The following is a 19,591-nucleotide window of genomic DNA, read 5'->3' as shown; positions in this document are numbered from 1 at the left end:
AACAATAATATGGAATTACAAGATAAATTACTATCATCTTACGTAGCATTTGAAAATCATGTAGATGTAAATTCTGATGTACATGAAATACGCTCTGAGGCACTACAAAATTTCGAAAAAGTAGGTTTTCCTACAAGAAAACTAGAAGCTTGGAGATACACTTCTTTAAATTCTGTTTTAAAGCAAGATTACAGTTTATTTCCTAGTAAAGTAGAAGCTATAGAATTAGCAGATGTAAAAAAATACTTTATCCACGAAATAGATGCGTATAAAATTGTTTTTATCAATGGTAAATACAGTTCTTTTTTATCGCAAACTACACACGAGCATTACGATGTTTGTTTGATGTCTTCTGCATTAACAAACCCAAAATACAAAGCTGTCATAGATAAGTATTTTAACAAAATTGCCAAACAAGATAATTTAACATCTTTAAATACAGCTTTTGCTACAGAAGGTGCTTATATTAATATTCCTAAAAATACAGAGGTTAAAAAACCAATACAAATTTTAAATTTTACAACAGGTTCTCAAGAAGCTACTATGCTACAACCTAGAAATTTAATTGTGGTTGGAGAAAATGCTCAAGTACAAATTATAGAACGTCATCAAAGTTTAACAGCAAACCCTGTTTTATCTAACGTAGTTACAGAAGTTTTTGCAGACAAAGCTGCTAATGTAGATTATTATAAAATCCAGAACGATGAAACTACTGCTTCTTTAGTAGATAATTCTTACATAGAACAACAATCTAACAGTGTCGTTTCTGTACATACATTTTCTTTTGGAGGAAACATTACCAGAAACAATTTAAATTTTTATCAAAAAGGAGAACATATAGATTCTATTTTAAAAGGAATTACCATTATTGAAGGAAAACAACATGTAGATCATCATACTTTGGTACATCACATAGAACCAAATTGCGAGAGTCATCAAGATTATAAAGGTATTTTTAACGAGCGCTCTACAGGCGTTTTTAACGGAAAAGTAATTGTAGAAAAAGAAGCACAAAAAACCAATGCTTATCAGCAAAACAACAACGTTTTAATAAGCGATAAAGCAACGATTAATGCAAAACCTCAACTAGAAATTTTTGCAGACGATGTAAAATGTTCTCATGGTTGTACCATTGGCCAATTAGATGAAGATGCTTTATTTTACATGCAACAACGTGGTATTCCTAAAAAGGAAGGTAAAGCATTATTAATGTACGCCTTTGCAAATACGGTTTTAGAAAGTGTTAAAATACCTGAAGTAAAACAACGTATTACAAAACTAATTGCTAAAAAATTAGGTGTTAATTTAGGGTTCGATCTATAACTGATAAAGGTAATTTTTATTCTAAAAAGTTAAGATTGATAAAAATAGAAGCAAAGGGAGTATTCGCTCCCTTTGTTTATTGAATACTCTCAATAACCCCTTTCAAAAATACGTTTTCTTCAAACCAAGAAAGTCCAAAACGTACAATGACTAATTCTTGATCTGGTAAAACATATACTCTTTGTCCTTGATAACCGTCTGCAAAATACATACTTGCAGGAACGTCTTTAAATTGTTTTTCTGCATTTAACCAAAATTGTGCACCATACGTTCCGTTTGAAGTGGGTGTGGGTGTAGTTGCATAGGCTACCCAATCTTTGGTAAACAATTGGTCTCCATTCCAATTTCCGTTGTGTAAATACAACAAACCAAATTTTGCCCAATCTCTAGCAGTTGCCCAAGAATAGGAAGAACCTACGTAATTGCCAGTTAAATCTGCTTCAATAACCATAGAATTCATACCAATTCTATCAATTAAATTCGTGTACCAAAAATCTAAGTATTCTTGATGCGTATCAAACTGTTTTCTTAAAATTCCTGATAGTAAATTAGAAGTACCAGAAGAATAGTTAAAACTTTCATTAGGCTTACCCACCAAAGGTTTGTTTTCTTGCATTTTAGTCATATCGCGTTCTAAAAACAACATTTTTGTGGCGTCAGAAATTTCATCATAATTTTCGTCCCATTCCAAACCAGAATTCATTTGTAATAAATTGTGGATCGTAATGTTTTTACGAGCGTCATTTTGCCAAGAATTTATTGGAGCTTTGTTTTGCACATTAATTTTATTTTGATGCTGTAAAACCCCAAAAACAGTACTTAAAATACTTTTTGACATAGACCAACCTAATAATTTTGAATCCTTATTAAATCCTTCTGCATATTTTTCTGCAATTATTTGATCTTTATAAATTACCAAAACAGCTCTTGTTTTCCTTTTTCCGAAAATAGAAGCTACAGTTTTGTTTAATTGATGATAATCTACATTGCTAAAAACACTATCTTTCTGTGATGCATTCCCATAAGGAAATGGTGTTACATTATCTGGTTTTAGTCTTTTTGGTACTAAATAAGAAGCTGTTTCATCACTTTTATCTAGTGTTAATACAGATCCTAACCCTTCTCTAACAATGGCTTTTCTAGTTAACAAACCAAAGACAGAAGAAGTAGCCGTCTTTTGTTTTTTATCAATTTTATCTAAAGCTAATTTTACAGGCGAAAAATTATTGTCTGTACTATCTGTAAATGCTAAAGTTCTATTTGCAACAAAGACAGAAGAAGCTGTGTTTTTTGCAGAATACCCTGCTAAAATGTTCAATTTTGGATAGTTATAAATACCTATAATTAATAAAATTAAGGCAATTAGAAGTAGAATTCGTTTAAATATTTTCATCAAAAGAAAGTTTTAGTAATGTAAAAATAAGAAAATCATATGGTCTTTATTCTAAGTTTAAAAAATCAACCTTTATCTTTGTATTTTAAAATGATTTTGTATGATGAATGTTGAAAAAATTAGAGCAGATTTTCCAATTCTAAAGAGAACCGTAAATGGGAAACCTTTAGTCTATTTTGATAATGCTGCAACGTCGCAAACACCACAAATTGTTATAGATACAATTGTAGATTATTATAGCAATTACAACGCAAATATCCATAGAGGTGTGCACACTTTAAGTCAAGAAGCAACAGATAAGTACGAAGAAGCTCGTATTAAAATTCAACATCATTTTAATGCAAAAAATGCCTACGAAATTATTCTAACTTCGGGTACTACACATTCTATAAATATGGTAGCCTCTGGATTTGCATCACTTTTAAAAAAGAATGATGAAATTATAGTTTCTGCTTTAGAGCATCATTCAAATATTGTGCCTTGGCAAATGTTATGCGAAAAAACGGGCGCCATTTTAAAGGTAATACCGATGCTAGAAAATGGTTCTTTAGATATGAAAGTGTATCATAATTTGGTAAACAAAAAGACAAAATTAGTTTTTTGTAACCATGTTTCTAATGCCTTAGGAACCATAAACCCTATTGAAGAAATTATTGAAACTGCACACAAATTTAATGCGGCTGTTTTAATTGATGGAGCCCAAGCAACACCTCATATTAAGCCCGATGTACAAGCTTTAAATGTTGATTTTTATGTAGCTTCTGCACATAAATTATGTGGACCAACAGGTGTGGGTTTGTTGTATGGCAAACAAGAATGGTTAGAAAAATTGCCTCCTTATCAAGGTGGAGGAGAAATGATAGACACAGTAACTTTTGAGAAAACAACCTATGCTGGTTTGCCTCATAAATTTGAAGCGGGTACCCCAAATATTTGTGGTGGTATTGCTTTTGGAGCTGCTATAGATTATATGAACTCTATTGGTTTTGATAGTATTGCTGCTTATGAAGAAGCGCTTTTAAAATACGGAACTGAAGAACTTTTAAAAATAGAAGGTGTAAAAATATTTGGCACAACCGCAAAAAAAACAGCTGTAATATCTTTTAACGTAGGTACTATTCATCCCTATGATATTGGAACTATATTAGATAAGTTAGGAATTGCAGTTAGAACCGGGCATCATTGTGCACAACCTATTATGGATTTTTACAAAATACCAGGAACCATTAGGGCCTCATTTTCTTTTTACAATACAAAAGAAGAAATAGATATATTTATTACTGCTTTAAAAAGAGCCGTAAATATGTTTTCTTAAAGAACAATAATAAAAAAAGGTTGAGCAAATGCTCAACCTTTTTTATTTTTATCAATTTAAAACTTTCTATCTTAACGTAGGAGAGAAATTTGTAGGATAATCATCTGCTTTAGCCAAACCATTTGTAGCTGTTGTAAAGTTAGAGCCAAATTTAGCATCCATAGCTTCTAAAATTTTGTTTGCCATTAATGCATACCCTCTACCTGTTAAATGTATACCATCTAAACTTACCAAACCACCAGTTACTAAACTAGTTGTCATGGTATAATTATCAAACCTAATACCACCAGAAGCTTCTATTAAAATAGCATTTAAATCTACTAAAGCAATATTATTATTAGAGTTTGCAATGGCTTTAATGGTTGTGTTATATGCTTCTGTAGCTGTTATAACAGCTGCTAATTCTGTAGCTGTTAATACCCATTTATCTGCTAAAGGAACACCAACACCATTTACACTTGCAGGATTACTAGGGTCAGCCAAAGTACCTATAAAAGCAGAACTTGGTAATACTAATAAATCTTCTGCTGTTGTTTGTCTTAATTGTGGTAAAGCTGCAAAAGCAGGGTTTATAGCTCCTAAATCAGTTAAATCTTCATCTACAATTACTACAGCATTTTGACCAGCTGAAAAAGAAATTGTTCTTTTTGCTATTTCTGCATCTGCAGCAGCTTGTGTCATTACTCCGCCAGCAACCAAAGCTCCAAAAGCTTGTTGAATACCACCATTATACTGAGCATAAGCAGCATTTACAGCAGTTGCTGTTGCAGCATCTAAAGGCACGGGATTATAAGGTACTGTAGTAAAATAAGGTAATAAAGTAATGTTTGGCACTGTTGCAATTACACCTTTTGCATTGTTTGTAGTTAAGCGAATTACTAATTCATTAAAAGAATTATCAAAAACACTTGGAGGTGTAATCATATCTGACCCATCTCCACCAGAAGTAGCAAAACCTAATACATCATTACCACCTACTTCAGATAAAGTAAAAAAGGTAGGTTGTTGTGCTGTAGCATCGTCTATAACTTTTGCAGTTGCACTAGAAGCCATTCTTCCAAAATACGGGTTTAACGTTGCATAACCAGCAAATGTTAAGTGAAAACTTTTTGCACCAGGAATACCATAGTTGTTAAAAGAAGTACCTGCTGCTCTTGCTCCTAAAACTGTCGTTGGCAAAGCGTTTAATCTTGTAGGTCCAACTCCATTAAAATACAACCTTGGAGGTTGTACTGCATTTCCACCAGCTACAAAACCACCAATATTATCACTCATTAATGGTTGATTAAATTCGCCACCATCTGCCATACTAAATTTAGATGCTAAGATGTTTGGGAAAGAATTTTCTTGAGCCGCTTTAAATAAAGCACCGTCTGTGTAACCTGCGGTAAAAGAGGCGCCTACAGCTACGTATTTAGATAAGTTTAAGTCTTTTATATCTAAGGCTATTTCTGGACCCATTGCTTCTTCTATTGGATCTAATGTGTTATCTACATCACAAGATGCAAAACCAATAGATAAAAGAAGTAATCCTATATATTTATAATTTTTCATAAAGTATTATTTTATTAGTTATTAATTGTCCAAGATAAGTAGTACTGAGAACCTATGGCTCCAACTCCTGGTGCACTAAAATATTCTTGTCCTGTTAAATTTGCGCCTCCTAATTTAAATACAGACTTTATAGAAGGTACTGCATAGTTAATTTGAGCGTCTAAAACAGTTCTAGCATCTACAGTAGCGTCTAAGAATGTAGACTCCCATAAAAACTCATTTTGCCATCTAGCATTGATATTGAAACCAAAGTTTTCAAATAAGTTGGTATGACCAAACTGTAATTTAAACTTGTGTTCTGGTGTATTAAAACCTGCTTCAAAATCTGGGTCTGATGCTTGATCAAAATCGAATTTAGCATAGGTATAGTTTATACCTAGATCAAAACCATTTAAAACCTTTGTATTTAAACCAATAGAAGCTCCGTAAGAACTAATATCTGCAGAAGTATTTGTATAGGTTTGAAAAGCTTTATAATCTCCATTTTGTAAAGCTAATAGAGATAAACCATTATCTCCAACGGTTCCATAAAAAGGCACTAATACATTTTTTCCAGAAATAAAGTCTTCGTAACTGTTGTAATATGCACTTACATCAACTGTTATTCTAGATTCTCCTGCGTTTACCAAACCTCTATAACCTACTTCGTAAGCAGTTACTTTTTCTGGTTTTACTAAAGGAGCGTTTGATGCTGCAGGAGCACCATTTTGCACAGAACTAACAGAAAAAGAGTTTTCATATGCCAATCTACCAGATAAGGTAGTTGTTGGAGAGCCTAATAATGCTTGTCCTGCAGTACTTACGTTTAATGGAGAACTTGTATATCTGTCTAAATTGTCTGGTGCAGAACCTACCAAAATTGCAGAACCTGCATCTAGACCAATGTATTGGTCTTGTGTTGTTGGGTTTCTAAAACCTGTTTGAAAAGAAGCTCTAAAGTTATCGTTTTTGTTTTCTCCTGCTGCGTATGCTAAAGAAACTCTTGGAGAGAAATTACCATCAAAGTTTTGTGCTTTGTCATAACGTACAGAGGCTGTAAATTTTAAACGGTCTTCTTCTAAAAAGTTTTTCTGCATTTGTGTATATACTCCATATTCGTCATAATCAATTGGACCATCGTAATCTGTAAAAATACTACCATTAGAATTTAAAGAATACCTTCTGTAAGAACCTCCCACTTGGAATTCTGCCCAGTCAATCATATCTCTAAAGTTATAATTTACATCTCCATGGTATAGTTTTGTTTGATCTTGAAATTTAGACCCTGTAACCAAGTTTGGGTCTGCAGTAACTTCATCAAAAGCTTCTTGGAAACTAGCAGTTCCTGGAATAAAACGTCCTGTATCTGCTGCGGCTCTTGCAGCTGCATGAGAACCTGTTACTAAATAAGTACCAGCATATTGTGTAAACCAATCTTGGTCAGATTTCCATCTTCTATTAATATTAATTGCTGCAAAACGAGAATCGTAAGAGTTTCCTGCATCTTCTGTAGTAACATAACCTCTAATAAAAAAGTTATTACCTCTTAATTCTAATTTTTGTTGCGCTAAATAAAAGTCTCTAATATTGTATCTATTTGCCCCTTGGTAAATAGTATTCCCAACACCAAATTTAGAGTTAAAAATTAATTCTAATCTGTCATCACCAAAAGGTCTATAATGTAAAGCTGTATTTAACTTTACACTTTTTGCTTGGTAATCTTTCATTAAATCTTGTTCTTTATAACCAGTTCTACTTACTCTACCTATAGCACCACCTAAATCTGTAGCAACTTCATCTCCATATACATTTAAACCATCAAAATCGTTTAAAGATCTATCTCCAGCGGCATATTTACCATTTCTAGTATTTCTTTCATCTGTGGCAAACCATTCCGTACCTTCTAAATAAGATAGAGTTGCTTTTGCAGCAAATTTTTCTGAAAAAGCATATGCCATTCTTATATTAAAATCGTAATATTCGTTGGTTCCTGCAGCTTCTTGTGTAGTAACTCCTCCTTTTAAAGAAACGCTAATTCCTTGGTCATCAAAAGGACTTCTACTTGTCATAAACATAATACCATTAAACGCGTTTGCACCATATAATGCAGAGGCTGCTCCTGGTAATAATTCTACAGTATTTACGTCTAATTCAGACATCCCTAAAAGGTTACCAATAGCAAAATTTAAGGCAGGTGATGAATTATCCATACCATCTACCAATTGCATAAAACGTGTGTTAGCAAACGTAGCAAAACCACGTGTATTTACAGATTTAAATGTTAAACTGTTTGTATTAACATCTACTCCTTTTAAGTTTTCTAAACCATCGTAAAAAGAAGGTGCAGAAGTGTTTTTAATAGCTCTGGCATCCATTCTTTCTACAGTAACTGGAGATTCCATAATACGTTCTGGAGTTCTCGATGCAGAAACAACAATCTCATCTAAAGAAGTTTCATTTTCCGTTAATTTTACATCAATCTTTTGATTGCTAGTTGTAATCTCAACTTTTTCCATTTTGTAACCTAAAACAGAAACCTCTATAGTAAAAGGCGGGTTATCTGTTACTTTTAAAACAAAATTTCCATCAAAATCTGTAGTTGTTCCTACAGCTTTATTTTCAATTTTAATGTTTGCTCCTGGAAGTGTTTCTCCTGTTTTAGCATCTGTAACTGTACCTTTAACAGTGGTTTGCGCAACCATTGCAAAGCTACTAAAAGCTATAAATGCAAGTAGTAAAATCTTTTTTATCATAATTTGAATTAATTTGTTAACTAGATTGCAAAATACAATTTTTTTTGAATTATTGATTATTACACAAGTTATTTTATGATTTTAATAAAAAAATACCACTTATTTTTAAGTAATGAAGATGAATTATGATACCAAAACTTTAATTTATAAGTAATTTGTGTTGTACATTTGTAACTAGAAAAAGCGACTTTCTTTGAAAACAATAATTGATATTTCTAACTTTGTAACTGAAGAAAAAACATTTGTTACTATTGGTACTTTTGATGGTGTACATTATGGGCATCAAAAGATTTTAGAAAAACTAATTTTAGAAGCTAAAAAGACTGGTAAAAAGTCGGTATTACTTACGTTTTTTCCTCATCCAAGAATGGTGTTGCAGAAAGTTGCTTCAATAGAATTGATAAACACCATTACCGAACGCGAAAAACTACTAAAAAAAACAGGGTTAGACTACTTAATTATTCATCCTTTTAGTAGAGAATTTTCTAGAACTACTGCCTTAGAATTTGTTAGAGATATTTTGGTAAATAAATTTAATATTTCGAAATTAATTATTGGTTACGACCATCATTTTGGTAAAAATAGAGAAGGAAACATACAGCAATTAACAGAATACAGCTATTTATACGATTTTACAGTAGAAGAAATACCAGCTCAAGATGTAGATGATGTTTCTGTAAGCTCTACAAAAATTAGGCATGCTTTGCATGCTGGTAATTTAAAAACTGCAAACAGGTATTTGGGGTACAATTTTATGCTGAATGGTGTTGTGGTAAATGGTAAAAAACTAGGTGGTAAAATTGGTTACCCAACTGCGAATATTAGCATAGAAGAAGATTATAAACTCATCCCAAAAACGGGTGTATATGTTGTAAAAGCTACCATAAATAAAAATAGTGTTTTTGGAATGATGAATATAGGAAACAGACCTACTGTAAATGGTAATTATCAAACCATAGAAGTGCATTTTTTTGATTTTAATCAAGATTTATACGGAAAAAAACTAACCATAGAATTACTATATTTTTTAAGAAACGAAGAAAAATTTGATTCTTTAGATGCATTAATTCATCAACTTAAAGAAGACGAAAAAACGGCAAAAAACTATATTTTAAATACCCCATAAATTTTAGTTGATTAAAGGTTTTTTTGTGGTACAAATTATATATTTGCATTCTCAAATTCTTACAAAATGTTACAAGTACAATTTATTAGAGAACATAAAGAAACTGTCTTAGCGGGTTTGGCAAAACGTAATTTTGCAAATGCAGAAAGCATTGTAGAACAAGTTTTAAGTACAGACGAAAATAGAAGAGCTACACAGGTTGCTTTAGACACTGTTCTGGCAGAATCTAATACCTTATCTAAACAAATTGGTGGTCTTTTTAAATCTGGAGAAGTACAAAAGGCGAACATTTTAAAAGAAAAAACAAGCAAATTAAAAGATGATTCTAAAGCGTTAACAGAAAAGTTAACAGGTTTATCTGAGGAACTACAACAATTGTTGTACCAAATACCAAATGTGCCACATGCCTCTGTAAAAGCAGGGAGTTCAGAAGATGATAATGAAGAAATTTTTAAAGAAGGTATTATTCCAAATTTAGGCGAAAACGCTTTACCTCATTGGGAATTGGCAAAAAAATACGACATTATAGATTTCGAATTAGGTAATAAAATTACTGGGGCTGGTTTTCCTGTATATAAAGGAAAAGGAGCGAGATTGCAACGTGCTTTAATTAATTATTTTTTAGATAAAAATATAGAAGCTGGCTATAAAGAATATCAAGTACCTCATTTGGTAAATACAGATTCTGCAACAGCTACTGGACAATTGCCAGATAAAGATGGGCAAATGTACCATGCAACCCAAGACGATTTGTATTTAATTCCAACAGCAGAAGTGCCAATTACCAATATGTTTCGTGGTAATTTAGTACAAGAAACCGATTTTCCAATTACAGCAACTGGTTACACGCCTTGTTTTAGAAGAGAAGCGGGTAGTTATGGGGCGCATGTTAGAGGTTTAAACAGGTTACATCAATTTGATAAAGTAGAAATTGTAAGAATAGAGCATCCAGAAAAATCGTATCATGCTTTAAATGATATGGTAGAACATATTAAAAATATTTTAAGAGAATTAAAATTACCTTACAGAATTTTACGTTTGTGTGGTGGAGATACTGGTTTTACAGCTGCTTTAACATTTGATTTCGAATTATTTTCTACAGCACAAAATAGATGGTTGGAAATTAGTTCTGCTTCAAATTTTGAAACTTTTCAAGCAAATCGATTAAAATTACGCTTTAAAAATAAAGAAGGTAAAAGTGAATTGGCACACACTTTAAATGGCAGTTCTTTGGCTTTACCACGTGTGTTAGCAGGTATTCTAGAGAATTATCAAACTGAAGATGGTATTAAAATACCAGATGTGTTAGTACCTTATTGTGGGTTTAAAACTATTAGTTAATTGTTTTTAGTAAATATTTTTTTAACAAAAACCAGAAACTATCGATCAAATACTAATTAGCAATTACCGCAACCATTAGCCTTTTGTATTTATTCATTTCTACTAAGGCATGTAAGTAAGCAGATATTTGTCCGTTTTTCATAAACTTTATAGAGTTTTGTTTTGCGATTTCGTATCGTTTAGAAAATGTATTCATTATATTAAAATTTGATTGGTTATTTATCCTAAAGACAATCTTTATGCCAAATTGTTACAAAAAGAAAGTAAAATAGCTTTGGTTTACTAAAAAAATAACATTTAGGTTCATTATATTTGAAGACAATGAAAAAAGTAATTTTTCTTCTTTTAGTTACGATTAGTACTATAAGCAACGCACAACGAAATGAAGCTCAGAATGATTATCTGCTTGCAGAAAATTATTATAGAGAAGGTGCCTACGAAAAAGCAACTCAGATTTACAAAAAATTATATGATTCTAGTCCTTTTAATACCAGCTATCTAGGTCGGTTGATAAATTGTTACCAAGAAACAGCGCAATTTTTAAAAGCAGAAACACTTTTAAAAAACAGAATAAAAGCAGACAATAGCCAAATATATTTGTATGTGTATTTTGGGTATAATTTCGAGAAACAAGGCAACAAAGAAAAAGCAACAGAAAACTATAATTTAGCTATAGAAGGCTTAAAAAAAACACCTTCTTATGGGGGTTTAATTGGGCGCTTGTTTAAAGATTACAATCAGTTAGATAATGCAATTTTAGCTTACCAAAAAGCTATGGATGCCAATAAAAATAGAAACTATAGTTTTCAAATAGCACAGATTTACGGAGAAAAGGGCGAGTTTAAGCAAATGTTTGAGTCTTACATAGATTTGGTAGATAAAAACGAACAATATTTTAGCCTTGTACAAAGATATACCAGCAAATACATTACAGACGATTCTGAAAATGAAAACAACATCCTTTTTAAAAAAACACTTTTAAAAAAATCATTAAGCAAGCCTAAAGATGTTTGGAATATTCTACTAAGTTGGTTGTTTACACAACAAAAAAATTACACAAAAGCATTACTGCAAGAAAAAGCTTTGTATCAAAGAAAACAAGAAAGTTTAACCTCTATTTTTACTTTAGGTAAAATTGCTTTTGAGAACCAAGCTTATGATGCTTCTAAAGAATGTTTTGCTTTTATTTTAGAAAAGTCAGCCACTAATAGCCAAATTATTAACGCCAATTTATACCTTGCTAAAATTGCAGTTGCAACAAAAGATCCAAAAACAAAAGCGTTTTTTAATAAGCTTTTCGAAACTTTTGGTAAAAACACCTTAACCATAAAATTACAAGTAGAATATGCTGATTTTTTAACTTTCTCTAAAAACCAACCCAACCAAGCCAATGCTGTTTTAGAAGAAGCACTTTCTTATGCAAACTCTAAATTTGACAAAGCTAGAATTACATTAAAATTAGGTGATGTTTTAGTGTTTACAAATAAGTTTAATAAAGCATTAATTTATTTTTCGCAAATTCAAACACTACTAAAAAACCATCAACTTGGGCATGAAGCACGTTTTAAAGTAGCACAAACTAGTTATTTTAAAGGAGATTTTGATTGGGCAAAAGCACAATTAAAAGTACTTAAAAGTTCTACAACACAACTAATTGCCAACGATGCTGTAAACTTATTCTTAAAAATTTCCGACAACGAACCTGTAGACTCAATTCCTTCGGGTTTAAAACAATTGGCAAAAGCAGAATTACTTGCTTTTCAAAATAAAGATAATGAAGCTTTGGCGGAATTAAACAACTTAATTACTTCTAAAGATATTTTAATAAACGGACTCATACCAGGCGAAGTAATTTACGATGACGTGTATTTTTTTAGAGCAAAATTATTTATCAAACAAAAAAAATATGCGGCTGCCATTTCAGATTTAGAAAAAATTGTTGCTGCAGATAATCAAGGTTTTTTAACAGATGATGTCTATTTTATGATGGCAGAAATTTATAAGAATTATTTAAATGATATAGAAAAAGCCAAAAAATATTATCAAAAAATTATCTTTGAACAAACTTCTAGTATTTATTTGGTAGATGCCAGAAAAAACTTTAGAAAACTAAGAGGAGATACTATTTAGATGACAGTTGTAGTGATTAGTCTTTAGAAAGACACCTAAAAACTACCGTCTAAAAACCAAAGACTAATAACTATTATGTACATATACAACGTAACTATAAATATAGATGAATCTGCCCATAATGAGTGGTTAATTTGGATAGAATCTCATATCACAGAAGTGTTAAATACAGGCAAGTTTACCAAAGCAAAACTTACAGAAGTTTTAGTAAACGAAGAAATGGGAGGCAAAACATATTCCATTCAATACACAGCAAACACCAGAGAAGATTTAGAAGATTACTACAGAGAAGATGCAGATAATTTGCGTTTAGAGGGTTTAAAAAAATTTGCAGACAAAATGTTAGCTTTTAGAACCGAATTAAAAATTGTAAACGAGTTTTACCCAACAAACGAAAATAATTAGTCATTTATGTCTGTAAAAGCAAAAAAACATTTAGGCCAACATTTTTTAAAAGATGAAAGTATTGCAAAAGATATTGCAGATGCTTTAACAGAAAATGGTTATAATAATGTGTTAGAAATTGGGCCAGGTATGGGTGTTTTAACCAAATATTTATTGCAAAAAACACCAAAAGTTACAGTAATGGAGCTAGATAGAGAATCTGTAACGTTTTTAAAAGACGTTTTTCCTGTAGAACAATTAAATATAGATACCTCTGCAGAAAAATTTAAAATTATAGAGGGCGATTTTTTAAAGCAAAACTTACAAAGTATATTTACAGACCAACAAGTAGCAATTATTGGTAATTTTCCTTATAATATATCTTCTCAGATTGTATTTAAGGCCATAGAAAATAGAGCATTTGTTCCAGAGCTTTCAGGCATGTTTCAAAAAGAAGTAGCCAAAAGAATTGCAGAAAAAGAAGGCTCTAAAGTATATGGTATTTTGTCTGTATTAACCCAAGCTTTTTACGATGTAGAATATCTTTTTACAGTGCCACCTACTGTTTTTAATCCACCACCAAAAGTAGATTCTGGTGTCATTCGATGTATCAGAAAAGAAAATTACACACTTCCTGTAGACGAAAAATTATTTTTTAGAGTCGTAAAAACAGCCTTTAACCAACGTAGAAAAATGTTGCGTTCTAGTTTAAAATCTTTTCAACTTTCGGATTCTTTAAAAGAAGACCCTATATTTGCGAAACGTCCTGAACAATTATCGGTTTCAGCATTTATTTTACTCACGCAAAAAATAGCAGAAAATGGCATTTGAAATTACAGACGAATTTTTAGACGATCTAACAACGCTTATTGTCGAAAAAGATAATAAAGCCATAACAGCCCTATTTTCTGATGTACATTATGCAGATATTGCAGAGGTTTTAGATGAGCTAGATTTTGATGAAGCTGTTTACATAATAAAACTTTTAGATAGCGAAAAAACATCTGAAATTCTTACTGAATTAGATGAAGACATTCGTGAAAAAATCTTAGAAAATCTATCTGCTCAAGAAATTGCAGACGAAGTTGAAGAAATGGATTCTGATGATGCTGCTGATATTATTGGAGAACTTTCTGAAGAACGACAACAACGGGTAATTAATGCGTTAAGTGATGATGATTTAGCTGCAGATATAAAAGAATTACTGTCTTACGAAGACAATACAGCTGGTGCATTAATGGCAAAAGAGCTGGTAAAAGTTTACGAAACTTGGACGGTTGCTGGTTGCATGCGTAGAATTAGAGGACAAGCCAAAGAAGTTACAAGAGTACACTCTATTTATGTTGTAGATAAAGAAGAAAAATTAGTTGGTAGACTATCTTTAAAAGACTTGATTATTGCCAAATCTGATCAAAAAATAGCAGAAATTTCGAAAAATACAGTAGATGCTGTAAATGTTTCTTTAGATGATGAAGAAGTAGCTAAAATTATGGCAAAATACGATTTAGAAGCCATACCAGTTGTAAATGATAACAACGTTTTATTAGGTAGAATTACTATTGATGATATTGTAGACGTTTTAAAAGAAGAAGCAGACAAAGATTACCAAATGGCTGCTGGTTTAACGCAAGATGTAGATTCAGACGATAGTATTTTTCAATTGACAAAAGCACGTTTGCCTTGGCTATTTTTAGGTTTAATTGGTGGTGTAGGTGCTTTTATTATTATGGAAGGTTTTCAAGGAGTATTTACAAAATACGCTGCTTTATTCTTTTTTACACCATTAATTGCAGCCATGGCTGGTAATGTAGGTGTACAATCATCAGCAATTATTGTACAAGGTTTGGCTAATGATGATGTAAAAGGAAGTATTAATAGCAGACTTTTAAAAGAAATGTTATTAGCGGCCTTAAACGGGTTTATTCTTTCGTTATTTTTATTTCTCTTTGTTTGGATCTATGAAGGCAAAACAGATTTAGCTTTGGCAATAGCTGTATCTCTGGTAGTCGTAATTATTGTAGCTGGTTTAATAGGTACTTTTGTACCCTTATTTTTAAATAAAAGAGGTATAGATCCAGCCATTGCAACAGGGCCTTTTATAACGACTTCTAATGATATTTTTGGAATCTTAATTTACTTTATGATTGCGAAAATGATTTTAGGTATTTAGGTTTTAGAAGCTATCATTTGAGCTTGCAAAACAAATCCCAAATTACAACCCCTGTAGTTACAGAAATGTTTAAAGAGTGTTTGGTACCCAACTGAGGTATTTCTATACAGTCATCAGAAGCATTTACCACGTCTTGTTGTACGCCTTTTACTTCATTACCCATTACAATAGCATATTTTTGATTTTTTTCTGGGAAAAATGTGTTTAGTTTGATCGAATTTTCAGCCTGTTCTATAGCCAACACTTTCACTTTTTCTGCTTTCAACTTTTTAACCAATGCTAAAGTATCTTCAGCGTATTCCCAATTTACAGATTCTGTAGCACCCAAAGCTGTTTTATGAATATCTTTATTGGGTGGTGTTGCAGAAATGCCACATAAATAAATTTTTTCAATCAAAAAAGCATCGCTAGTTCTAAAAACAGAACCAATGTTGTTTAAACTTCTAATATTGTCTAAAATCACAATTAAAGGCATTTTTTCAACAGCCTTAAACTCATCAACCGAGATCCTACCTAACTCGTTATTTTTTAATTTTCTCATATTCTGTAGTTGGTGGTTGGTGTTTTTTAGTTGATGGTATACTAACTATTAACCAAAAACTAAACACTAACAACTATATTTTATATCTTCGCAAAACTAATCCAAAAATTTCTAAAACTTGGCAAAATCCAAAGCAAAAAAGGTTACACCTTTAATGAAACAGTACAATGCTATTAAGGTAAAATACCCTGATGCTATGTTGCTTTTTCGTGTGGGAGATTTTTACGAAACTTTTGGAGAAGACGCCAAAAAAGCGGCCGAAATTTTAGGGATTATTTTAACAAAAAGAGGTGCTGGTTCCGATTCTGAAACAGCTTTGGCAGGTTTTCCTCATCACTCTTTAAACACCTATTTACCAAAGTTGGTCAAAGCAGGTATGCGTGTTGCAATTTGCGATCAGTTAGAAGATCCCAAAATGACCAAAACTATCGTAAAACGTGGTGTTACAGAATTGGTTACACCTGGTGTTTCTTTAAACGACGAGGTTTTACAGTCTAAAAAAAACAATTTTTTAGCAGCCATTCATTTCCATACTTCAATTCGCTCTGCAACAAATAAACAAATCGGAATTTCGTTTTTAGATGTTTCTACTGGCGAATTTTTAGTGGCTGAAGGAAATGCAGAGTATATTGATAAATTGGTTCAAAATTTTAATCCGAGTGAAATTTTAGTTGAAAAACAAAACAAACAACAATTTTTAGAGCTTTTCGAAAATAGATATTACGCTTTTTATTTAGACGATTGGGTTTTTCAAAAAGAATATGCCTACGAAACTTTACAAAATCATTTTGAAGTTAAAAACTTAAAAGGTTTTGGTATACAAGATTTAAAAAACGGCATCATTGCAGCAGGTGCTGTGTTGTATTATTTATCGGAAACGCAACACAATCAATTAAAACACATACAAACTGTTGGTAGAATTGCTGAAGACAATTATGTTTGGATGGACCGATTTACTGTTAGAAATTTAGAATTATATAATCCAAATTCTGTAAATGCAGTTACACTTTTAGATGTGATTGACAAAACCATATCACCCATGGGTGGAAGGTTGCTAAAACGTTGGTTGGCATTGCCTTTAAAAAATATAGACGAGATAAAAAACAGGCACGAATTGGTGAAGTTTTTTATAGATTCTGTCGATTTTTCGAAAACAGTTACCTATCAATTAAAACAAATATCAGACTTAGAAAGGTTGATTTCTAAAGTGGCAACAAGCAAAGCGTCACCTAGAGAAATTGTGTTGTTAAAAAGCTCTTTACAAGCCATATTACCTATAAAATCTGCTGCAGAAAAAAGCAAAAATAAAACGGTTAAAAAGCTGGGCACACAACTGCATTCTTGCGATGTTTTAATTGCTAAAATTTCTGAAACTTTGTTTGATGATGCTCCTGTAAACATCAATAAAGGAAATGCCATTGCAAATGGTGTGCATCAAGAATTAGACGATTTACGTGCTATTGCATCGTCTGGAAAAGAGTATTTAGATGAAATGTTGGCGCGCGAAACTGAACGAACAGGAATTAGTAGTTTAAAAATAGCTTTTAACAACGTTTTTGGGTACTATATAGAGGTTAGAAATACGCATAAAGACAAAGTACCCACAACGTGGATACGCAAACAAACCTTAGTAAATGCAGAACGTTATATTACTGAAGAACTCAAAGAATACGAAACCAAAATATTAGGTGCTGAAGAGAAAATACTGGTTTTAGAGCAAGAAATTTTTAGCAAATTATTGCAATACATCATTCAGTTTGTACAAAAAATACAAGAAAATGCGCAAATTATTGCTAAAATAGATTGTTTGATCGGTTTTTCTGTATTAGCTGTAGATAACAATTATGTGCGTCCGCAAATGGATGAAAGTACCGATTTAGAAATTAAAAACGGACGTCATCCTGTAATTGAAAAACAATTGCCCATTGACCAAACCTATATTGCTAATGATGTTGTTTTAAACAGAAATCAACAACAAATAATTATGATTACTGGACCTAATATGTCTGGTAAATCTGCTATTCTAAGGCAAACTGCACTTATTGTTTTATTAGCACAAATGGGGAGTTATGTACCTGCGCAAAATGCAAAAATTGGTATTGTAGACAAAATTTTTACCAGAGTTGGCGCCAGTGATAATATTTCTATGGGCGAATCTACATTTATGGTAGAAATGAACGAAACTGCATCAATCTTAAATAATATTTCTGAGCGTAGTTTGGTGTTGTTAGATGAAATTGGGCGTGGAACCTCTACTTATGACGGAATTTCAATTGCTTGGGCAATTTCTGAGTTTCTACATGAACATCCATCTAAAGCAAAAACCTTGTTTGCCACACATTACCACGAATTAAATGAAATGACTACCACTTTTGAGCGTATTAAAAACTTTAATGTCTCTGTAAAAGAATTGGAAGACAACATTATTTTCTTACGCAAGCTGGTTTCTGGAGGCTCTAACCATAGTTTTGGAATTCATGTTGCTAAATTGGCTGGAATGCCAAATATGGTGATTCATAGGGCGAATAAAATACTAGCGCAGTTAGAAAAGAATAACAAAAATAGTGAGGTAAAAGATGTTTTAAAACAAGCCCAACATGAAGAAATGCAACTCAGCTTTTTTCAGTTAGATGACCCGCTTTTAGAAAATATTAGAGAAGAAATTTTAGCAACAAATATTGATACACTTACGCCAATTGAAGCACTTATGAAATTGAATGAGATTAAGCGTATGTTGGTGAAGAAGTAACGTGTTTGTAAAAGGTTAGTTACGTGGTTTAGCAATAAAATAAATAATTACTGACAAAGAAAATCCACGAGGATTTTCGTAAGTAAGCAAAAAGCAAGCAATTAATTTTGTACGGTGTTATGGGCTTTTAATTATTTCTATCTGTATATAACCTTAATATTCGATGAATATTATTATTATTATCTATTTTTTTATAGGGGAGAACTTTTAAGAAACTTAAATTATGAGTAATTATTATATTATCATTATCATCATAACATTTTATTCTTAACTCTTTTGGTTCGTATATTTTTTTAAATTTAGTAAAAGTTAACTCTAACCTGCTATTTTCACAATCGATTTCTTTTTCACCTTTTTTATTCCTAGTCACAATTATTTTCTCAAAAGAATAATCCTTTTTATTTATTTTAAATAAATTAAATTGATGCTTTGATTCAGTTTCAATAAGGTAGTAATTATAACTCTCTTTAAAACTTAAAATATTACCATTACTCTTTTTTGCCCATTTTAAATTCGCATACATAACTTGATATAAATAGTTAAATTTAGCTTTATGATTACCTCGAGTTTCTATTATTTTTATTTTAGAACTAAACAGTTTTTTAAATGAGACTAAAAAATCTATATTATTATCGATACTATCTTTAAAATTTTTAAAAATAGATTTAACTTTATAATTAACACCTTTTTGGAAAGCATAATTATATCTTATATTATTCCTTGCATCTCTCAATATTGAGGAAGCTATTTTTTTTTTATAGCTATCTAAAAGAACTATTTCTTTTAGTTTGATTACATTATTCAAAGTATCTTTTTGTGAAAATACAATTATA

15 protein-coding genes are annotated in these 19,591 nt (G+C 31.4%); 9 read left to right on the top strand and 6 right to left on the bottom strand.

Features of this window, described 5'->3' with window-relative positions:
• Window positions 1–9: 9 nt before the first annotated feature.
• Window positions 10–1,323 (top strand): Fe-S cluster assembly protein SufD, encoded by a 1,314-nt coding sequence (gene sufD, locus AC2D6T_RS01745; protein WP_484680305.1) that lies wholly within the window; start codon window positions 10–12, stop codon window positions 1,321–1,323.
• A 76-nt stretch (window positions 1,324–1,399) separates the two neighbouring features.
• Here the strand turns inward: sufD and AC2D6T_RS01740 are convergent, their stop codons facing one another.
• A complete protein-coding gene (locus AC2D6T_RS01740) occupies window positions 1,400–2,716 on the bottom strand; it encodes a serine hydrolase domain-containing protein (protein ID WP_298949063.1) in 1,317 nt (438 codons plus the stop codon).
• Window positions 2,717–2,816: 100 nt separating this feature from the next.
• Here AC2D6T_RS01740 and AC2D6T_RS01735 point away from each other — a divergent pair, with 100 nt between their 5' ends.
• A complete protein-coding gene (locus AC2D6T_RS01735) occupies window positions 2,817–4,031 on the top strand; it encodes an aminotransferase class V-fold PLP-dependent enzyme (protein WP_298949065.1) in 1,215 nt (404 codons plus the stop codon).
• A 66-nt stretch (window positions 4,032–4,097) separates the two neighbouring features.
• On the opposite strand, the gene AC2D6T_RS01730 is transcribed toward AC2D6T_RS01735, so the two are convergent.
• Window positions 4,098–5,585, bottom strand: coding sequence for a G-D-S-L family lipolytic protein (locus AC2D6T_RS01730; protein ID WP_484680251.1), 1,488 nt, complete (start codon window positions 5,583–5,585; stop codon window positions 4,098–4,100).
• A gap of 14 nt (window positions 5,586–5,599) precedes the next feature.
• On the bottom strand, window positions 5,600–8,317 hold the full coding sequence (locus AC2D6T_RS01725) for a TonB-dependent receptor (protein ID WP_484680250.1): 2,718 nt from the start codon (window positions 8,315–8,317) through the stop codon (window positions 5,600–5,602).
• A gap of 193 nt (window positions 8,318–8,510) precedes the next feature.
• Between AC2D6T_RS01725 and AC2D6T_RS01720 the strand changes: the two genes are divergently transcribed.
• Window positions 8,511–9,443: a bifunctional riboflavin kinase/FAD synthetase gene (locus tag AC2D6T_RS01720; protein WP_484680249.1), complete on the top strand. Its 933-nt coding sequence runs from the start codon at window positions 8,511–8,513 to the stop codon at window positions 9,441–9,443.
• A 66-nt stretch (window positions 9,444–9,509) separates the two neighbouring features.
• Window positions 9,510–10,784: a serine--tRNA ligase gene (gene serS, locus AC2D6T_RS01715; protein WP_438989501.1), complete on the top strand. Its 1,275-nt coding sequence runs from the start codon at window positions 9,510–9,512 to the stop codon at window positions 10,782–10,784.
• A gap of 52 nt (window positions 10,785–10,836) precedes the next feature.
• Here the strand turns inward: serS and AC2D6T_RS01710 are convergent, their stop codons facing one another.
• Window positions 10,837–10,980, bottom strand: a complete 144-nt coding sequence (locus AC2D6T_RS01710; protein ID WP_438989502.1) for a hypothetical protein — start codon at window positions 10,978–10,980, stop codon at window positions 10,837–10,839.
• A 125-nt stretch (window positions 10,981–11,105) separates the two neighbouring features.
• Here AC2D6T_RS01710 and AC2D6T_RS01705 point away from each other — a divergent pair, with 125 nt between their 5' ends.
• From AC2D6T_RS01705 to mgtE, 4 genes are all read left to right on the top strand, one after another.
• On the top strand, window positions 11,106–12,914 hold the full coding sequence (locus tag AC2D6T_RS01705; protein WP_484680248.1) for a tetratricopeptide repeat protein: 1,809 nt from the start codon (window positions 11,106–11,108) through the stop codon (window positions 12,912–12,914).
• 75 nt (window positions 12,915–12,989) lie between these two features.
• On the top strand, window positions 12,990–13,319 hold the full coding sequence (locus tag AC2D6T_RS01700) for a DUF4286 family protein (protein WP_438989504.1): 330 nt from the start codon (window positions 12,990–12,992) through the stop codon (window positions 13,317–13,319).
• A 6-nt stretch (window positions 13,320–13,325) separates the two neighbouring features.
• The gene (gene rsmA / locus AC2D6T_RS01695; protein ID WP_484680247.1) at window positions 13,326–14,129 is read left to right on the top strand and encodes a 16S rRNA (adenine(1518)-N(6)/adenine(1519)-N(6))-dimethyltransferase RsmA; all 804 of its coding nucleotides are present in this window, start codon (window positions 13,326–13,328) and stop codon (window positions 14,127–14,129) included.
• Window positions 14,119–15,468: a magnesium transporter gene (mgtE, locus tag AC2D6T_RS01690; protein WP_484680246.1), complete on the top strand. Its 1,350-nt coding sequence runs from the start codon at window positions 14,119–14,121 to the stop codon at window positions 15,466–15,468. The genes rsmA and mgtE overlap by 11 nt, the downstream gene beginning before the upstream one ends.
• Window positions 15,469–15,481: 13 nt before the next feature.
• Here the strand turns inward: mgtE and AC2D6T_RS01685 are convergent, their stop codons facing one another.
• Window positions 15,482–16,009, bottom strand: coding sequence for an RNA methyltransferase (locus tag AC2D6T_RS01685; protein ID WP_484680245.1), 528 nt, complete (start codon window positions 16,007–16,009; stop codon window positions 15,482–15,484).
• Window positions 16,010–16,163: 154 nt separating this feature from the next.
• Here AC2D6T_RS01685 and mutS point away from each other — a divergent pair, with 154 nt between their 5' ends.
• Window positions 16,164–18,758, top strand: coding sequence for a DNA mismatch repair protein MutS (mutS, locus tag AC2D6T_RS01680; RefSeq protein WP_484680304.1), 2,595 nt, complete (start codon window positions 16,164–16,166; stop codon window positions 18,756–18,758).
• A 127-nt stretch (window positions 18,759–18,885) separates the two neighbouring features.
• On the opposite strand, the gene AC2D6T_RS01675 is transcribed toward mutS, so the two are convergent.
• Complete coding sequence (locus AC2D6T_RS01675; protein WP_484680244.1) at window positions 18,886–19,563, bottom strand: hypothetical protein; 678 nt, start codon at window positions 19,561–19,563, stop codon at window positions 18,886–18,888.
• Window positions 19,564–19,591: the final 28 nt, after the last annotated feature.

It is taken from the genome of Polaribacter sp. YIW18 (assembly GCF_057219325.1).
Note: the sequence above shows the minus strand (reverse complement) of the source record. Positions and strands in the feature narration are given on the sequence as shown.

Bases quoted from the DNA above. Each gene is read 5' to 3' on its own strand.
- AC2D6T_RS01725 (WP_484680250.1), bottom strand. From the start codon at position 8,317: ATGATAAAAAAGATTTTACTACTTGCATTTATAGCTTTTAGTAGCTTT.
- mgtE (WP_484680246.1), top strand. From the start codon at position 14,119: ATGGCATTTGAAATTACAGACGAATTTTTAGACGATCTAACAACGCTT.
- AC2D6T_RS01710 (WP_438989502.1), bottom strand. From the start codon at position 10,980: ATGAATACATTTTCTAAACGATACGAAATCGCAAAACAAAACTCTATA.
- AC2D6T_RS01685 (WP_484680245.1), bottom strand. From the start codon at position 16,009: ATGAGAAAATTAAAAAATAACGAGTTAGGTAGGATCTCGGTTGATGAG.
- mutS (WP_484680304.1), top strand. From the start codon at position 16,164: ATGAAACAGTACAATGCTATTAAGGTAAAATACCCTGATGCTATGTTG.
- AC2D6T_RS01730 (WP_484680251.1), bottom strand. From the start codon at position 5,585: ATGAAAAATTATAAATATATAGGATTACTTCTTTTATCTATTGGTTTT.
- serS (WP_438989501.1), top strand. From the start codon at position 9,510: ATGTTACAAGTACAATTTATTAGAGAACATAAAGAAACTGTCTTAGCG.
- rsmA (WP_484680247.1), top strand. From the start codon at position 13,326: ATGTCTGTAAAAGCAAAAAAACATTTAGGCCAACATTTTTTAAAAGAT.
- AC2D6T_RS01740 (WP_298949063.1), bottom strand. From the start codon at position 2,716: ATGAAAATATTTAAACGAATTCTACTTCTAATTGCCTTAATTTTATTA.
- AC2D6T_RS01735 (WP_298949065.1), top strand. From the start codon at position 2,817: ATGATGAATGTTGAAAAAATTAGAGCAGATTTTCCAATTCTAAAGAGA.
- AC2D6T_RS01700 (WP_438989504.1), top strand. From the start codon at position 12,990: ATGTACATATACAACGTAACTATAAATATAGATGAATCTGCCCATAAT.
- AC2D6T_RS01705 (WP_484680248.1), top strand. From the start codon at position 11,106: ATGAAAAAAGTAATTTTTCTTCTTTTAGTTACGATTAGTACTATAAGC.
- sufD (WP_484680305.1), top strand. From the start codon at position 10: ATGGAATTACAAGATAAATTACTATCATCTTACGTAGCATTTGAAAAT.